The sequence below is a fragment of the Paraburkholderia acidiphila genome, from assembly GCF_009789655.1.
In the GTDB taxonomy this organism is placed as follows: Bacteria; Pseudomonadota; Gammaproteobacteria; order Burkholderiales; family Burkholderiaceae; genus Paraburkholderia; species Paraburkholderia acidiphila.
Genome location: NZ_CP046910.1, coordinates 1,336,480 through 1,351,326, shown reverse-complemented (window position 1 = coordinate 1,351,326; position 14,847 = coordinate 1,336,480). Strand labels below are relative to the sequence as shown.

General features: G+C 62.8%; 14 protein-coding genes. 5 read left to right on the top strand and 9 right to left on the bottom strand.

Annotated elements, in window-relative coordinates; all coding sequences use genetic code 11:
- Positions 1-85: 85 nt before the first annotated feature.
- Together kduD and kduI are read right to left on the bottom strand one after the other, a co-directional pair.
- Positions 86-856 carry a 2-dehydro-3-deoxy-D-gluconate 5-dehydrogenase KduD gene (gene kduD, locus FAZ97_RS20620; protein ID WP_158760269.1) on the bottom strand — a complete coding sequence of 257 codons (771 nt, stop codon included), beginning with the start codon at positions 854-856 and terminating at the stop codon, positions 86-88.
- A gap of 43 nt (positions 857-899) precedes the next feature.
- Positions 900-1,736 carry a 5-dehydro-4-deoxy-D-glucuronate isomerase gene (kduI, locus tag FAZ97_RS20615; RefSeq protein ID WP_158760268.1) on the bottom strand — a complete coding sequence of 279 codons (837 nt, stop codon included), beginning with the start codon at positions 1,734-1,736 and terminating at the stop codon, positions 900-902.
- Positions 1,737-2,021: 285 nt separating this feature from the next.
- Between kduI and kdgT the strand changes: the two genes are divergently transcribed.
- The gene (gene kdgT / locus FAZ97_RS20610; RefSeq protein WP_158760267.1) at positions 2,022-3,038 is read left to right on the top strand and encodes a 2-keto-3-deoxygluconate transporter; all 1,017 of its coding nucleotides are present in this window, start codon (positions 2,022-2,024) and stop codon (positions 3,036-3,038) included.
- Between the two features lie 36 nt (positions 3,039-3,074).
- On the opposite strand, the gene FAZ97_RS20605 is transcribed toward kdgT, so the two are convergent.
- Both FAZ97_RS20605 and FAZ97_RS20600 read right to left on the bottom strand, forming a co-directional pair.
- Positions 3,075-3,632 (bottom strand): cytochrome b, encoded by a 558-nt coding sequence (locus tag FAZ97_RS20605; RefSeq protein WP_158760266.1) that lies wholly within the window; start codon positions 3,630-3,632, stop codon positions 3,075-3,077.
- Positions 3,629-4,687: a catalase family peroxidase gene (locus FAZ97_RS20600; RefSeq protein ID WP_233271712.1), complete on the bottom strand. Its 1,059-nt coding sequence runs from the start codon at positions 4,685-4,687 to the stop codon at positions 3,629-3,631. The genes FAZ97_RS20605 and FAZ97_RS20600 overlap by 4 nt, the downstream gene beginning before the upstream one ends.
- A gap of 223 nt (positions 4,688-4,910) precedes the next feature.
- Here FAZ97_RS20600 and FAZ97_RS20595 point away from each other — a divergent pair, with 223 nt between their 5' ends.
- Complete coding sequence (locus tag FAZ97_RS20595) at positions 4,911-5,309, top strand: GFA family protein (RefSeq protein ID WP_158760265.1); 399 nt, start codon at positions 4,911-4,913, stop codon at positions 5,307-5,309.
- Positions 5,310-5,341: 32 nt separating this feature from the next.
- Here FAZ97_RS20595 and FAZ97_RS20590 read toward each other — a convergent pair whose 3' ends face one another.
- The 5 genes from FAZ97_RS20590 to FAZ97_RS20570 form a co-directional block, all read right to left on the bottom strand.
- Complete coding sequence (locus FAZ97_RS20590; protein ID WP_158760264.1) at positions 5,342-6,784, bottom strand: NAD-dependent succinate-semialdehyde dehydrogenase; 1,443 nt, start codon at positions 6,782-6,784, stop codon at positions 5,342-5,344.
- Positions 6,785-6,984: 200 nt separating this feature from the next.
- Positions 6,985-9,225, bottom strand: coding sequence for a TonB-dependent siderophore receptor (locus tag FAZ97_RS20585; protein ID WP_158760263.1), 2,241 nt, complete (start codon positions 9,223-9,225; stop codon positions 6,985-6,987).
- A 304-nt stretch (positions 9,226-9,529) separates the two neighbouring features.
- Positions 9,530-11,659: a phosphocholine-specific phospholipase C gene (locus FAZ97_RS20580; RefSeq protein WP_158760262.1), complete on the bottom strand. Its 2,130-nt coding sequence runs from the start codon at positions 11,657-11,659 to the stop codon at positions 9,530-9,532.
- 78 nt (positions 11,660-11,737) lie between these two features.
- The gene (locus FAZ97_RS20575; RefSeq protein WP_233271711.1) at positions 11,738-12,226 is read right to left on the bottom strand and encodes a RodZ family helix-turn-helix domain-containing protein; all 489 of its coding nucleotides are present in this window, start codon (positions 12,224-12,226) and stop codon (positions 11,738-11,740) included.
- Positions 12,227-12,383: 157 nt separating this feature from the next.
- Positions 12,384-12,731: a DUF1330 domain-containing protein gene (locus tag FAZ97_RS20570; protein ID WP_158760261.1), complete on the bottom strand. Its 348-nt coding sequence runs from the start codon at positions 12,729-12,731 to the stop codon at positions 12,384-12,386.
- A gap of 473 nt (positions 12,732-13,204) precedes the next feature.
- Between FAZ97_RS20570 and FAZ97_RS20565 the strand changes: the two genes are divergently transcribed.
- The 3 genes from FAZ97_RS20565 (at position 13,205) to FAZ97_RS20555 (ending at position 14,824) form a co-directional block, all read left to right on the top strand.
- Positions 13,205-13,687 (top strand): Hcp family type VI secretion system effector, encoded by a 483-nt coding sequence (locus FAZ97_RS20565; protein WP_158760260.1) that lies wholly within the window; start codon positions 13,205-13,207, stop codon positions 13,685-13,687.
- 19 nt (positions 13,688-13,706) lie between these two features.
- Complete coding sequence (locus tag FAZ97_RS20560; RefSeq protein ID WP_158760259.1) at positions 13,707-14,225, top strand: DUF2778 domain-containing protein; 519 nt, start codon at positions 13,707-13,709, stop codon at positions 14,223-14,225.
- 380 nt (positions 14,226-14,605) lie between these two features.
- A complete protein-coding gene (locus FAZ97_RS20555) occupies positions 14,606-14,824 on the top strand; it encodes a hypothetical protein (RefSeq protein WP_158760258.1) in 219 nt (72 codons plus the stop codon).
- Positions 14,825-14,847 lie beyond the last annotated feature (23 nt).

Here is a 14,847-nt window from a genome sequence, read left to right as displayed (position 1 = left end):
TGCTTTTTCTATGCTTGCCGCCATTGTTGCTGGTCCGTATGAATCTCTGACGGGAGCATACCGCGTCCCGCGCGCGCCGCGTGGGTTAGCGCGCAAGCCAACCGCCGTCCACGGCGAGCGTGTGGCCGTGCACGTAATCCGATGCTGCCGAGGCGAGAAACACCACGGGCCCCGCGAGATCGTCCGGCGTGCCCCAGCGGGCAGCGGGAATGCGGTTGAGGATTTCGCCGTTGCGTTGGGCGTCGTCGCGCAACGCGGCGGTGTTTGCGGTCGCCATATAACCCGGCGCGATTGCGTTCACGTTGATGCCGTGCGCGGCCCATTCGTTGGCGAGCAGGCGAGTCAGGCCCAGCACGCCGCTTTTCGAGGCCGTATAGGAGGCCACGCGAATGCCGCCCTGAAACGACAGCATCGACGCGATATTAATGATCTTGCCGCCGCCGCCCTGCGCGACGAACTGGCGCGCCGCCGCCTGGGCGAGAAAGAACACGCTCTTGAGGTTGACGTCCATGACGGCGTCCCAGTCGTCCTCGCCGAAGGTGAGAGCGTCGTCCCGGCGAATCAAGCCGGCATTGTTCACGAGGATGTCGATCCGTCCACAGGCTTCGACCGCTGCGCGCACGATGTCCTCCACCGGCGCGATCGAACGGAGGTCGGCGCGCACGTCGACGTAGCGGCGCCCGAGGCCTTCGACGCGTGCAGGCGTGTCGCCGGGCGCGGCGCGGCAAACGCCGACGATGTCGCAACCGGCCTGCGCGAGTGCGAGCGCCATGCCTTCGCCGAGCCCCGTGTTGCTGCCGGTGACGACGGCGATCTTGCCGCTGAGATCGAACGGATAGATGGTGCTGGATGCCATGTGTGCGCGGGCCTCGTATCGTAGATCTATGCCTGTGCGTGCTTCAGCGCAGATCGCGCACCGCGAGATGATCCATGTCGCCGAAAACCTGGTTCTCCCCGACCATGCCCCAGATGAACGTATAGGCGCGCGTGCCGACACCCGAATGGATCGACCAGCTCGGCGCGATCACGGCCTGCTCGTTGTGCACGAGGATGTGCCGCGTTTCATGCGGCTCGCCCATCATGTGGAAGACCGCGGCGTCGTCGGCGACGTTGAAATAGAAGTACACCTCCATGCGCCGCTCGTGCGTGTGGCACGGCATGGTGTTCCAGAGGCTGCCCGGTTCGAGTTGGGTCATGCCCATCGAAAGCTGGCAGGTAGGCAGCACCTCGGGCACGATGAACTTGTAGATCGTGCGCCGGTTGCTCGTGGCGGCGTCGCCGAGCGCTTGCGGCGATGCTTCGGATAACGAAATGGTGCGTGTGGGATACGCAGTATGCGCGGGCGCGCAATTGAGGTAGAACTTTGCGGGCCGCGCGGGATCGTCGCTGCCGAACGCGACAGCCTGCGCACCCTTGCCGATATAGATCGCCTCTTCGTTGCGGACCGTGTGGCGCTTGCCATCGACGTCGACCCAGCCGTCGCCGCCGATGTTGATCGCGCCCAGTTCGCGCCGCTCCAGCAGATAGCTCACGCCGATCGACTTGCCGAGCGTGGCGCTCACCTCGACCGCGCGCGTGGCGGGAAACGCGCCGCCCACGATGATGCGGTCCACATGGCTATAGGTGAGCTTCAGTGCGTCGGGTTCGAAAACGCGTTCGATCAGGAACTCGCGGCGCAGTCCCGCTGTGTCGAGCGTCTTCGCGTAGTCGCTATTGAGGCTTTGTCTGACTTCCATACCCTGTCTCCGTTGGATGGGCGGGGCGCCGTCTCGTGGACGATAGTGCAGATTCACGTTTTCGGAACATCGGTCCGGAAATGTTGCGACGCCGTAGCGCGCTTGGCAAGCGGTCTGTCCAGATAGTGAATCATTCGCGGGTAAACGTTGACGATTTTCAGCGCAAAAATCGGAACGGCGTTCCTTTCACGCTGCTATCCTGTTTCCGGAAAGGGAGCACCGCGAGAAAAAGCCGGACGCGCCAGCGAGCCGATCCGGCACCGGATGCAAGTCCACGGAGGAGGCATGAAGCTCAAGAAGGCGATAGACCGCATACCAGGCGGCCTGATGCTGGTGCCGCTGCTGCTCGGCGCCTGTGTTCATACGTTCGCACCAGGCGCTGGCAAGTACTTTGGTTCGTTCACCAATGGATTGATCACAGGCACCGTGCCGATTCTGGCGGTGTGGTTCTTCTGCATGGGCGCGACGATCGACCTGCGCGCCACCGGCACCGTGCTGCGCAAGTCCGGCACGCTGCTCGTCACGAAGATGATCGTGGCCTGGGTCGCCACACTGGTCGCCGCGCGTTTCATCCCCGTTGACGGCGTGAAGACGGGGCTCTTTGCCGGGCTCTCGGTGCTCGCCATCACGACGTCGATGGACATGACCAACGGCGGTCTCTACGCGGCCGTGATGCAGCAATACGGCACGAAGGAAGAGGCGGGCGCGTTCGTGCTGATGTCGATCGAGTCGGGGCCGCTCGTGAGCATGCTCATCCTCGGTGCGACCGGCGTGGCCTTCTTCGAGCCGCGGCTGTTCGTGGGCGCCGTGCTGCCGTTTCTGGTCGGATTTGCGTTAGGGAATCTCGATAGCGATCTGCGCGAGTTGTTTGGCCGCTGCGTGCATCCGCTCATTCCATTCTTCGGCTTTGCGCTCGGCAACGGCATCGATCTCAACGTGATCGTCACGAGCGGGATTCCGGGCGTGGTGCTCGGACTTGGCGTGATCGTCGTGACCGGCATTCCGCTGATTCTCGCCGACCGCCTGATTGCGGGCGGCAACGGCGCGGCGGGGCTCGCGGCTTCGTCCACGGCGGGTGCGGCGGTCGCGAATCCGGCCATCATCGGGGAGATGATTCCGAGTTTCAAGCCGCTCGTGCCGGCGGCAACCGCCATGGTTGCCACCGCCTGCCTCGTGACCGCGATCCTCGTGCCGATGCTCACGGCCTTGTGGGTGCGTCGCCGCAGTGCGCGCGATGCGCTGCTTCAGGAACTCATGGAGCCGCCCGTACCGCCCGTGGCCGGGCGCGACGCTCACATTTGATGCAGAGACAAGGCTCCCGCACGCGGGAGCCTCGCTTTATCCGCGTAGCTGTCCGCGCACTTCGCCACGCGCCATGCTGGCGAGCACGCCATCGCGGCGAATGAGCGCGTGAAAGAGCGCAGCCCCCAGATGCAGCAAAACGGTCGCGTAGAGCGCCATCGCAAGCCACGTATGCGCGGCGCGCAGCCATGCGTACAGCGTGACGTTGTGCGGCACGATGGGCGGCAGGTGCACGCCGCCGAACATTACGATGGGATAGCCGCCCGCGGACAGCATCGACCAGCCGATCAGCGGCATCGCGATCATCAGCGCATAGAGCGCGAGGTGCGAAGCGTGCGCGCCAAGGCGCTGCCAGATGGGCAGATCGGCGGGCAAAGGCGGCGCGCCGCGCGTGAGCCGTACGAACAGGCGCAGTAGCACGAGCGCGAGCAGCGCGATACCCAGCGGCCGGTGGAACGCGAGCAGCGTGTCATGCAGCCGCGAGACCGTCGCGACCATTCCCACACCCACGAACAGCATCGTAACGATCAGGACTGCCATCGACCAATGCAGAAGGCGCTGGAGTGCGCTGAAGTGTTGGCCCGGTTGTTTCATGGCTGCGCGCCTCCATGCGTCTGCGCGAGGTTCGCTTCCTCACGCGTGCGTCGATTGAACGAAACGGAATACGCTGCCGAACGGGCGGCGAGCAGGGGGTCGTCGGAAGGCTTCAGGCCGTCGGGCAGAATCGTCGGATCGTAGTTCACATCGCGGCACATGCCGTTCGCTTGCGGTTCGGCGCGCTGCAATACCAGTGTGCCGGCGTCGATCTGCTGGCGGTCCGCGGGCCATCCCTGCGTGGCGTCGTTCGTGGCGTCGCCGGGCGCCGCGACCGTGAGCACCAGATGCCAGCGTAGCGGGCCATCTGCGAAACGCGTGGAAAAGTCGTCGGCCAGAAAGTTCGGGTCGGCTTTTTCTGCGGGTGTTTGCGGTGCATAGGCCAGTTCGGGCACGGTCTGCCAGCGCACGGCGCGCTGGTTGCCTGCGGCGTCGGTTGCGATGAATGCGTTGACGCTGTAGAACGCCGTGTTCGCGAAACTGGAGGAGGGCGGGTTCGCCTTCAGCCAGTTGCGGAACGGCAGCGTTTCCGGGTTCGCTTTGAAGAAGGCGTCGAGTTTCGCGGGGTCTGGCTTGCCTGTAGCCGGGTCCGGCTTTGAGGCGACCAGTTGGCTATAGAACTGCTGCGGAGTGCTTACGACAAAAACGGGTACGGAATTCATGCCGGTGCGCCACTGCTCGCCGTCCTGCAACTGGAAGAGCAGCGCCATGCTGCGCACGGGCGTGCTTGCGTCCGGCGCAGCGGGGTTGCTGCCGGGAATGGCGAAGCGTCCAATTACGGGCGTGCGTCCCGGCGCGAACACGGCCGCTCGCGAGACTTGCGCGCCGTTGCCGTTGCTTTCGAACCAGCCCTCCACGCAGAGCCCCTTGGCGTGATTGCGCCGATAGCCTGTATGGATGCCGTAGTTCGATTCGAATGTGTTGATGATATGCGGCGCGGTGAGGCGTTCCGGCGTGAGCCAGCCGGCCGTCCATGCAAATGCCGCGCCAGCGCAACCCACCACGGCCGCAATGGCCGCGAGCCGGCATGGCACGCAGATCGAGGCGCGGTTCACGGGTTTGCTCCTGTGCGTGCGCGCCGCAACGCGGTCGAAAGCGAAAAGTGTGCGAGTGTGTGCATGATGGATCCAGTCGATGGCTCAAGGGCTGTTACTGGCGTCAACAATACGTCACTGCGATTTATTCCGTTTGCTAGGTGAAATCGTGCAACGATGCTCGCGCGGGCGTGATTGCAGCACTGTAAGCGTTGGCCGCAATCGATATGCAAAGGAGAGAGCGATGCTGACTGGCGGCTGTTCATGCGGCAAGGTCCGCTACCAGATTTCGGCTGCGCCGATTGGCAGCACGGTATGCCATTGCGTGGATTGCCGGCGCGCTTCGGGCGCGCCGTTCGTCGGCTGGGTCAGCGTGCCGTGGAGTGCGTTCCGGCTCGTTGCGCGCGCAACGAAAACGCATGTGTCGAGTCCGGGTGTGGAGCGCGCGTTCTGTGCGGACTGCGGCACGCCGCTCACCTACCGTCATGCGGCGTTTGCGGGCGAGATCGACGTGGCGACGGGCACGCTCGACCGTCCCGACGACGCGCCGCCCGAGAATCACAGCTGGATCTCGCAAAAGCTGGCGTGGGTGCAACTCGCGGACGGCTTGCCACAATTTCCGCGTGCGCTTCCCGGACCGTAAGCGGCCGGGAAGCGCGATTCAGCAAGAAGCGATCAACGATGTTCGGTAACGAACTTCGTGACGAGATAGGCTTCCATGGCTTCGCTGCCGCCTTCCGAACCGTAACCCGAATCCTTCACGCCGCCGAACGGCGTTTCCGGCAGGGCGAGGCCGTGGTGGTTGATCGACAGCATGCCGGTTTCGACGTCGTCGGAGAGTGCGGCCGAAGTCGCGCTCGAACGCGTGTAGGCATATGCGGCGAGACCGTACGGCAGACGGTTCGCTTCGGCGATCGCGTCCTTGTAGCTCGAGAAACGCGAGATCGGCGCGATCGGGCCGAACGGCTCTTCGTTCATGATACGCGCAGAAAGCGGCACGTCGGTGAGCACGGTCGGCGCGAAGAAGTAGCCTTCGCGGCCCACGCGCTCGCCGCCCGTCAGCACCTTTGCGCCCTGTTCGCGCGCGTCGGCGACGAGCCGCTCCATGGCCGCGAGGCGGCGGTCGTTCGCGAGCGGGCCCATTTGCACGCCGTCTTCAAGACCGTTGCCGACCTTGATCGCGCGCGTGGTCGCAACGAAATGCTCGACGAACTCGTCATACGCCGCGTCTTCCACCATGAAGCGCGTGGGCGAGATGCAGACCTGACCCGCGTTGCGGAACTTGGCGCTCGCGAGCAGCTTGGCGGCGCGCGGTACGTCGGCGTCGGCGAACACGATGGCCGGGGCATGGCCGCCCAGTTCCATCGTGGCGCGCTTCATGTGCTCGCCGGCCTTCGAGGCGAGCAGCTTGCCCACGGGCGTCGAGCCCGTGAACGAGATCTTGCGGATCGCCGGATGCGCGATCAGGTACGACGACACTTCCGCAGGCACGCCGAACACGAGGTTCAGCACGCCAGCGGGCAGGCCCGCGTCGGCGAACACCTTTACGAGTTCGGCGCAGCTGGCCGGCGTTTCTTCCGGTCCCTTGAGCACCACGGTACAACCCGAGGCGAGCGCGGCCGACACCTTGCGCACGGCCTGGTTGAGCGGGAAGTTCCACGGCGTGAACGCGGCGACCGGGCCCACCGGCTCGCGCGTGACGATCTGGCGAACGGCGTCCGAACGCGACGGGATCACGCGGCCATACGTGCGGCGGCCTTCTTCGGCGAACCAGTCGATCGTGTCGCCGCCCGCGAGCGTTTCGAGCTTCGCTTCGCCAAACGGCTTGCCCTGTTCGCGCGTCATGATCGCGGCGATGTCGTCGGCGCGATCGCGCAGCAGTTGCGCGGCGCGGCGCATGAGCTTGCTGCGCTCGAGCGGCGAGACCTTGCGCCATTCGCGGAACGCGCGCTCGGCGGCGGTGGCCGCATCGGACAGGTCCTGCTCGCTCGCGAGGCTCAGGCGGCCGATTTCCGCTTCGGTCGCGGGGTCGATCACAGCAATCGTCTTCGCGCCGGCGCGCCATGCGCCGTCGATGTAGATCTGGGTGTTGGGATAGGGCTTCACGCTGGAACTCATGATGGGACGATCCTTTTCAACGGTTCAACGACAGGCTCCCGCCGCGCGCACGGCAATGCGCGCAGGCGGGAGCCGGAAAATGCGGAGCGCCCATTGTGCCACTGGATGGCAGATGCTGCAGGGCGCGCAAAAGGGAAGGGCCAATGTCGGCAGACATTGGCCCTTTTTAACCCACACTATGAGAAAGAACGGTCAGTCAATCAAAATTCGAGCGTTGCGTTGGCAACGAAGGTGCGCGTGGCGGACGGCATCACGTAATAGCCCCATGCCGCGGTCCAGTAGCGGCGGTTGAACAGGTTGTTCACGCCCGCGCGCAGCGTGACGTCCTTGCCGGCCACCTGGGTTTCGTATTTCGCACTCAGGTCCCACGTCGTATAGGCGGAGACGAACTGCGTGTTCGCGGCATCGACGGCCATATTGCCGACATATTTGCCGCCGAACGCGACCGTGAGCGCGCGCAGGTACGACGGGTTGTATTCCACGCGGCCCGTGAGCGTGAAGCGCGGCGTGGCATACACGCGCTTGCCTTCCACGCTCGGGTCGTCGACGTCCACGGCCTTGGCGTCCAGCCACATCACGCCGCCCATCACACGCCAGTCGTTGGCGACCTGCAGCCAGCCGCTCGCGTCCACGCCGTCGTAGCGCTTCGTGCCGCTCTGCACGAAGACGTTGGCCGTATTGGTGTATTCGTAGCCCTGATCGACGCGGAACAGCGCCAGGTTGGCACCCCAGTCGCGATGGTCGGCCTTGAAGCCCACTTCATACTGCTTGCTCTTGAGCGGGCCGTAGGTTTGCGGATAGTTCGCGTTCGTGTTGCTCGCCGCGCCGCCTTGCTGCAGGCCTTCGACATAGCTGGCATAGAGCGTCGAGTTCGGGTCGAGCTTGAACATGAGCGCGGCCGTTGGCGTGACCGGGTTCGCGCTGTAGCTCGAAGCTTGCGACTGATCGGGGTTGTAGGTCGTATCGCGGAACTGCGTATAGCGCAGACCCAGCAGCGCGGAGAGGCGCGACGTGAGTTGCACGGTGTCGCTCGCGTAGAGCGCGGTTTGCGTGGTGATCTCGTGGCGGTACAGGTTCTCGCCGATATGCACCGCATCGTTCGTGAGCAGCGTGCTGCCGTAGATGTTGCCGATGCCGAGCAAATAGCCGGCGTTCCAGCCTTCGCTGTTGTCGTATTCGTTTTGCTGCGACTGATAGCTCGCGCCTACCACCACATCGTGCTTGAACGGGCCGGTGTTGAATTTGCCCTGCAAGTTGGCGTCGACGTTCTGATAGAAGTAGCGCGTCAACGCGGCATAGAGCGTGTTGTAGTAATCGCCTTGCGTGTTGAAGACGGAGAGCAGGCTGTCCGAGTTGTAGCGGTTTTCCTTCGCGAAGCGGTACTTCACGTTCGCGTGCCAGTTCTCCGAGAAGCGATAGTCGAGCCCCGTGCCGAATGAGGCGATTTCCGTTTCGTACCAGTTTTGCGGCTGCGTGAGCTGGCGCGTGACCTTGCTCGCGTCGGGAATGCCGAGCGGATTGCCGTTCTCGTCGGAGCCGAAGTATATGCCGAACAGCGTGCCGGTGGTTTTGCGCTTCTGGTAGAACGCGTCGACGGTCCACGTGAGGTCTGGCGTGATGCGGTAGTCGAGCGCAAGCGATGCCACCTGGCGGCGCACGTGACCGTTCGCTTCGGCGGTGTTGCCGTCTTCGTTCACGAGATTGAGGCGATAGCCGAACTGTTTGTCCGGGCCGAAGCGGCCGCCCAGGTCGATCTTCTGGCTCAGCACGCCCGCCGACTGATAGCCGATCGAGAAGCTGCGGTACGGGTCGTCGGTCGGGCGCTTGAGCACATAGTTGACAATGCCGCCCGGGTTCGCGAAACCGTACATGAAGCCCGACAGCCCCTTGAGCATCTCGACCTGCTCGAACTGTTCGAGCGAAAGCTCGGTGTCCCACGAGGGGAAGTTCTGGCCGTCCACCTTCACGCCGTTGAGCATGTCGACCGGCAAGCCGCGAATGCTGAACGCCGAGTTTTCGCCGGTCATGTTGTTGCCGACATCGGTCACGGCCGGGTCGTACTTGAAGAGATCGTTGGCCGTGGAGGCGAGGCGATCCTTGCCTTCCTCCGTCGTCACCACATTGGTCGAGAACGGCGTGTCCACCTGCCGGCGGTTGCCGAGCGCGCCCGCGCTCACGCGATCGGGCGAGGCCGCCTGGCTGTCGCGCGCGGCGTTGACCTTGACGGTGGGCAGGGCTTTCGCGTTGTCGGTTTGCGTGCTGTCCGGCGTTTCGGCCTGGGCATTTTCCTGCGCCCAGCCCGACGTGGAAAGCGTGGTGAGCGTGACGCCGACACTCACCAGCAGCGCGGCGCTGAGTTGCGCACGGCGGGCGAGCGGAGCGCTTGAACGGAGACGAACGGTGTCGAGGCGAGAGCGGCGGGCGGCGGCAGGATTCTGCATATTCTTCTGATGAATTGAGTGCCACAAATGCGGCGCAAAATGGTCTTGATGCGTAATCAGCTTGAAAGCGCCGCAAATACTAATGCAAATGATTCGCATCTACAACAAAAAGCACGAAGCCACCTGTAAGGTTGCGAAATCGCCGCATCTTGACGCGCCATCCCTTGCGCTTGCCGCAGTTTTATGCGTTTCGGACGGTGTGGCCCAACCGCAATCCATGGCGGACAGGCAAAAAAAGCGGCGCCCGAAGGCGCCGCAGAAGGGAAACAGAAAAGAAAACGTAAGGCCGTGACTTGCGCTGGGCTCAGCTCAGCTTCGTGACCGGCGCGACGGCCGCAGGGTCGCTGATGCTCGGGCGGCCGTTCTCGATGTGTCCGGCGAAGCGCCAGGCGAACGTCGCATCGTCGCGGCTCGTGACCGTGAGGTCGTACCAGTGGTGGCTCGAAGCCAGGATCCACACTTCGTCGATTTGCGCGCCGGCCGGTACGACCACGTTGCGCTCGTGCGCGCCATAGGCGTTGTCGATCACGTTCAGATGCGCGACGCTGCTGCCCGCGTTCGTGAACCGGAGGAACAGGTTGCCGTTGGCGACGTCGTAGTGCGCCGTCACGGCCGGCGCCGGTGCGCGGCCGGACTTGCCCGGGCCCGATTGCGCGGCCGTGCCTGCGAAGCGGCGCACGAAGCCGTTCGGGCCATGCACTTCGAACGCATAGACGCCGCTCGTCACGCTCAGGTCCCACGTGTCGTCGAGCGCCTTGCCGGCTTCGACCGTATAGCGCCACGGGCCGTCGCTGCGGTTCGTGCCGTACACGTAGAAGTGCGCACCCTGGCGGCCCTTGTTCGCGAACGTGATCGAAAGCGTATTGTTCTGCGCGTTCGCCTTCGCGTTCACATGAAGCTCGTAGGGCAGCGCGCGCGCGTAGCGCACGCCGGGTTCCTGCGCATCGATCGGCAGCGGCGTGGCCGGCACCGTCGGCGCCGAGTTGGCCGAGCACTGGTTGTCGGCGAGCGCCATGTAGTTGCTCGTGTCGGGCAGCGCGGGCATCGTGGCGTCGGGCGTGCGGAAGTCGAAGCACGTGGTGAGGTCGCCGCATACCGCGCGGCGCCATGCCGTGATGTTGGGCTCCTGCACGCCGAAGCGCGCTTCGATGAAGCGGATCACCGACGTGTGGTCGAACACCTGCGAGCACACGAAGCCGCCCTTGGTCCACGGCGAGACGACCGTCATCGGCACGCGCGGCCCGAGGCCGTAGGGCAGGCCGTCGGCGGTGTACTTGCCGCCGCGCAGCGGGTTGACCACGTTGTGGATCTCGCCTTCCACGCTCACCGTCGACTTGCCCTGCGTGGACGTCGTGGGCGGCTGCGGCGGCACGAGATGGTCGAAGAAGCCGTCGTTCTCGTCATACATGATGAAGAGCACGGTCTTGCTCCACACGTCGGGGTTCGACGTCAGCGCTTCGATGATCTGCGAGGTGTATTCCGCGCCATAGGCCGGCGTGTATTTCGGGTGCTCCGAGAACGCCGCGGGCGGCAGCAGCCACGAGACCTGCGGCAAATTATTCTGGAGTACGTCGTTTTTCAGGTCGGCGATGGTGCGCACCGTTTGCGCGCGCTGATAGAGCGCCGAGCCGGGCTGCGCGTTGATGAAGTTCGCGAAGTTCTGCAGGATGTTCGTGCCGTAGTTGCCGTTCAGCGGGTCGCTGCCGTTCGTGCCCTGCTGATAGATCTGCCAGGAGATGCCGGCGGCCTGCAGGCGTTCGGGATAGGTCGTCCACGAAAGCAGCTGGTAGGTGGGCGGCACGTCGCCGTCCACGTAGTCGTTGTTGTCGAGCAGCGGGCCGCCCATCGTGCCGGTCGGGTCGACCATGCCGGTCATCAGATACGAGCGGTTCGGGTGCGTCGGGCCAGGCAGCGAGCAGAAGTAGTTGTCGCACACCGTGAAGGCATCGGCCAGCGCGTAGTGGAACGGAATGTCCGCGCGCAGGTAATAGCCCATCGTCATGTCGGTCTTGTACTGCGGCCACTGGTTGTACAGACCGTTGTTGATCGCGTACTGCGTGGGGTACCACGAGTGGTCGAGGTCGCCCACGCATTGCGCGCTCGTCTTGAACGTGTCGAGGTGAAACGGCAGCACGGGCTTCGTGGCGTCTTCCTTCGACGGCTGATACCACACCGGCAGGCCGCCCGGCAGCGGGATCGGCAGACGGTCGTTATAGCCGCGCACGCCGCGCATATGGCCAAAGTAGTGGTCGAACGACCGGTTCTCCTGCATGAACACGACGATGTGCTCGACATCGCGGATCGTGCCCGTGCGCGAATTGGCCGGGATGGCCAGCGCATTGCGGATCGATTCGGGAAGAACGGTCATCGCTGCGGCGGCGGCGCCCGACTGAGCGACGGTCTGCAGGAAACGGCGACGGCTGTTTGACGTCATTGTTGCTCACCTTTCTGCTTGGGGTTGGAGTGTCGTGCCCGACGGCTTACCGCCGCAGGGGCACGCAGGTGCAATGCTTCAATGGCTGGATGGTGCTGAACTGCTGGAGTCGTTGCCGTTGCTGGCCTGGGTCTGCGCGCTGTCTCCAGGCGCGTAGCTCATGACCGGCGTGACCTGATCGCTGTCGGCGGCGATGCTGGCCTGCGCGCCTTGCGCGGGGTCGCTCGCGGTGTTCGCCGTGTTCACGGCGGGTGCCGCGTTCGCACCGTAGGCGGGGATGGCGCTCGGGTTTGTCGCGGTGTTTGCCGAAGCGTTCGCCGACGTGTCGATTGACGTGTTCGCCGACGTGTTCGTGTCGGTCGTCGGCAACGGCGTGATCCGCGCGCTATTCGCCAGGGGCGATTGCGATGCGGTTGCGGCGCTCTGGCTTTCCGATGCATCCGGCGTCGATGAAGCCACCGACGAGCTGTCGCCCGGGCCGCATGCATCGAGCATGATGGTTGCGAGTACAACGATCGCCGCGGTCGACAGGGTCGTCGACGCGCGGTGGGGACGGCGTATTCTCATGTGCGCATCCGTTCTGTGGGGATGGGTCGCGCACAGTTTCGCCGTCGATGAAGAAAGAATTGTGAAACGCGCGAAAACGTTTGCGAGCGATGAATTTCCTTTGCAAACGTGGCGCGCGAAAATCATTCGCCGCCGATTGGCGGCTAACGAAATGCTTTCACTTCGCAGGGCTGTTTTCGTGAGGACGATGCAGCACGTCGGTCGCGCGATGCGGCATCTCGACCTGATCGATCAGGAACGCTTCGCCGCGCGAGTGCTCCGTGCGCAGCGGCAGGATCGCCTGATAGGCGCTGGAGCAATACCATGCGCGCGCAAGCTCGCGGCTTGCGAACTCGATCATGATGAGGTCGCCGGAAAACTTGCCCTCGAGCCGCTCCACTGGTCCGCCATGAATGATGAAGCGGCCGCCGAACGGGGCGAGCGTGGCGTCGATCTTCTCCAGGTATTCGACGATGGCGGGGCAAGGTTCGACGTCGCGCAGATGGGCAATGGCGTAGGCGGTCATGGTAGGTCTCGTGAGCGTGAAAGGGTGGGCCGACGCTTGCGAGAATAGGGTGCGCGGGGTGGGGAATCGATTACCTGGGAGGTAATGTGGCCGCTGCCGCGGGTTTGGTTTCTACGCGGGCGGCGATCGACGTTTTTGGAGAGGCCACGTGAGTGTGAATGTGCATGACGTCGATAGGGGGCGAGCAGGTTCTACGAACCGGTCAATAAGAGCGCATACGCTTAGGTCCGAGACACGTGAGAATACTCCGCCGTTCCTTTCTAATTGTTGAGAATCTTTGATTTAGGCCTATCGAGTGGATTTCTTGATCTGTAGCCAGTTTGATCATGAATTGCTCAACTTGCATTGGTTTTTCATTGCATAGGGTAAATTCCTCAGGTAGAAGCGAGAGTACACCGTTTTAGTCGCATATCGCTGTTCGAATGGTTCAGTGGTAGCGCGAAACTCTTTCGCTTTTCTGGGAGTATTCCGGTATGCCAATTCCTGCTCATTTGTGGCTTAAAGATGATGGTGGTGCGGATATCAAGGGCTCATCGACTGTTGAGGGCCGTGAAGGGAGCGTCGAGATCATTAGCTTCAGTCATGGCGTCAACCTTCCTGTGGACAACATCGCTGGGAAAGTAACCGGCACGCGGACGCATGCGCCGATGACCATAGAAAAGGAATTTGATGCATCGAGCCCTTATCTTTATAAAGCCGTATCTAAAGGTCAAACGCTTAAGTCCGCGGAGATAAAGTGGTATCGCATAAATGACGCAGGAAAAGAAGAGGTGTATTTCATCATGCTCCTGGAAGGTGTGAAAATCACTGGTGTCAATCCTGGTATGGTGAATATCAAACTGGCACAAGTATCGGCGCTGAATCACGTCGAATCTGTTTCCCTGATGTACGATCGCATCACATGGCACTATACAGATGGAAACATCAAACACACCGACGCCTGGACCGATCGCTAATTGCTGGGAGAAGCGTCACATGGCCCTGCAAGGGAAATTTCTCGTGAACAACGCGCCCTTTTCGCCCTTGGCGATTTTCGGCGTCGGAACGTTTAATGCATTCTCGGGTAACGGTATATATCGCAACAGGGGAGGGTGTACGGCTATTCCCGACAATGGTCCTATTCCTTCCGGTCGATATTGGATAGTGGACCGGCCTACAGGCGGTATCGGATCTCAGGCATGGACCTGGACGAAAGACGCGTGGAATACCGTTACAGGCATCCCCTCTCATCATTCGGAATGGTTCGCGCTCTACCGCGATGACGGGAGGATTGACGATTTCACTTGGGTCAAAGGCGTCGAGCGCGGACACTTCCGCTTGCATCCGGCCGGTGGTCGGGGCATCTCGCTGGGCTGCATCACTTTGCCGAGTTATGCCGATTTCACGAGGATCCGGAGTGCGTTGTTGCACACACCTACTGTCCCGGCTCGCGATTCGGGGCTTCGCGCGTACGGAACCCTTGAGGTAATAGCATATGGCGACACTTGTCCGTAGGCTCACAAAAGTGACATTGTTCGTCGGATTGTTTTTGCTTTCCGTTCGCTATGTCCATACGTATCCTTTACCGATGCCTGAAAACCAGCTGTCCGCGTGGCTATCTGTATCAAAACGCATGGGCATCCGGGATCCAGATGATCTCTATATTCCGGTGATGTTAATTGCTGAGTTTCTCGTGACGTTTTTTCTATATGTGACGATAGTCAGACTCTGGCGGTACCACTGGGCGAAGCGCCGGGGCACGACGGCTTAGACCTGACGTGTTTCGATTAGTGTGTTTGTGGGCGCCGCAGGGCAATTGCCCGGCATATCTGAGGGTAAAATACCCACCATCCGAAGCCCGGATCGAGACGTTTTCGCTTTTCGTCACCGCCGCCATGAACCCGTCACCCGAGAACAAGCCCGCGCGCAACCCGCCGCCCAAGTGGCTGCTGAACACCCTCACGGCGCTCGTGGGCGTGCTCACGCTTGCGCTGGGTATCGGCTGGCTCGTCTACAAGTGGGTGGTCGATCTGGAGATTCCGTACTTCGCCATTCCGCTCGTGATGTGCGTGCCGGTGATCGTCGCCGTGGCGTTCCGCAACATCTGGGATTGAGGCGCGCGAGCGCTTTTCTCTTC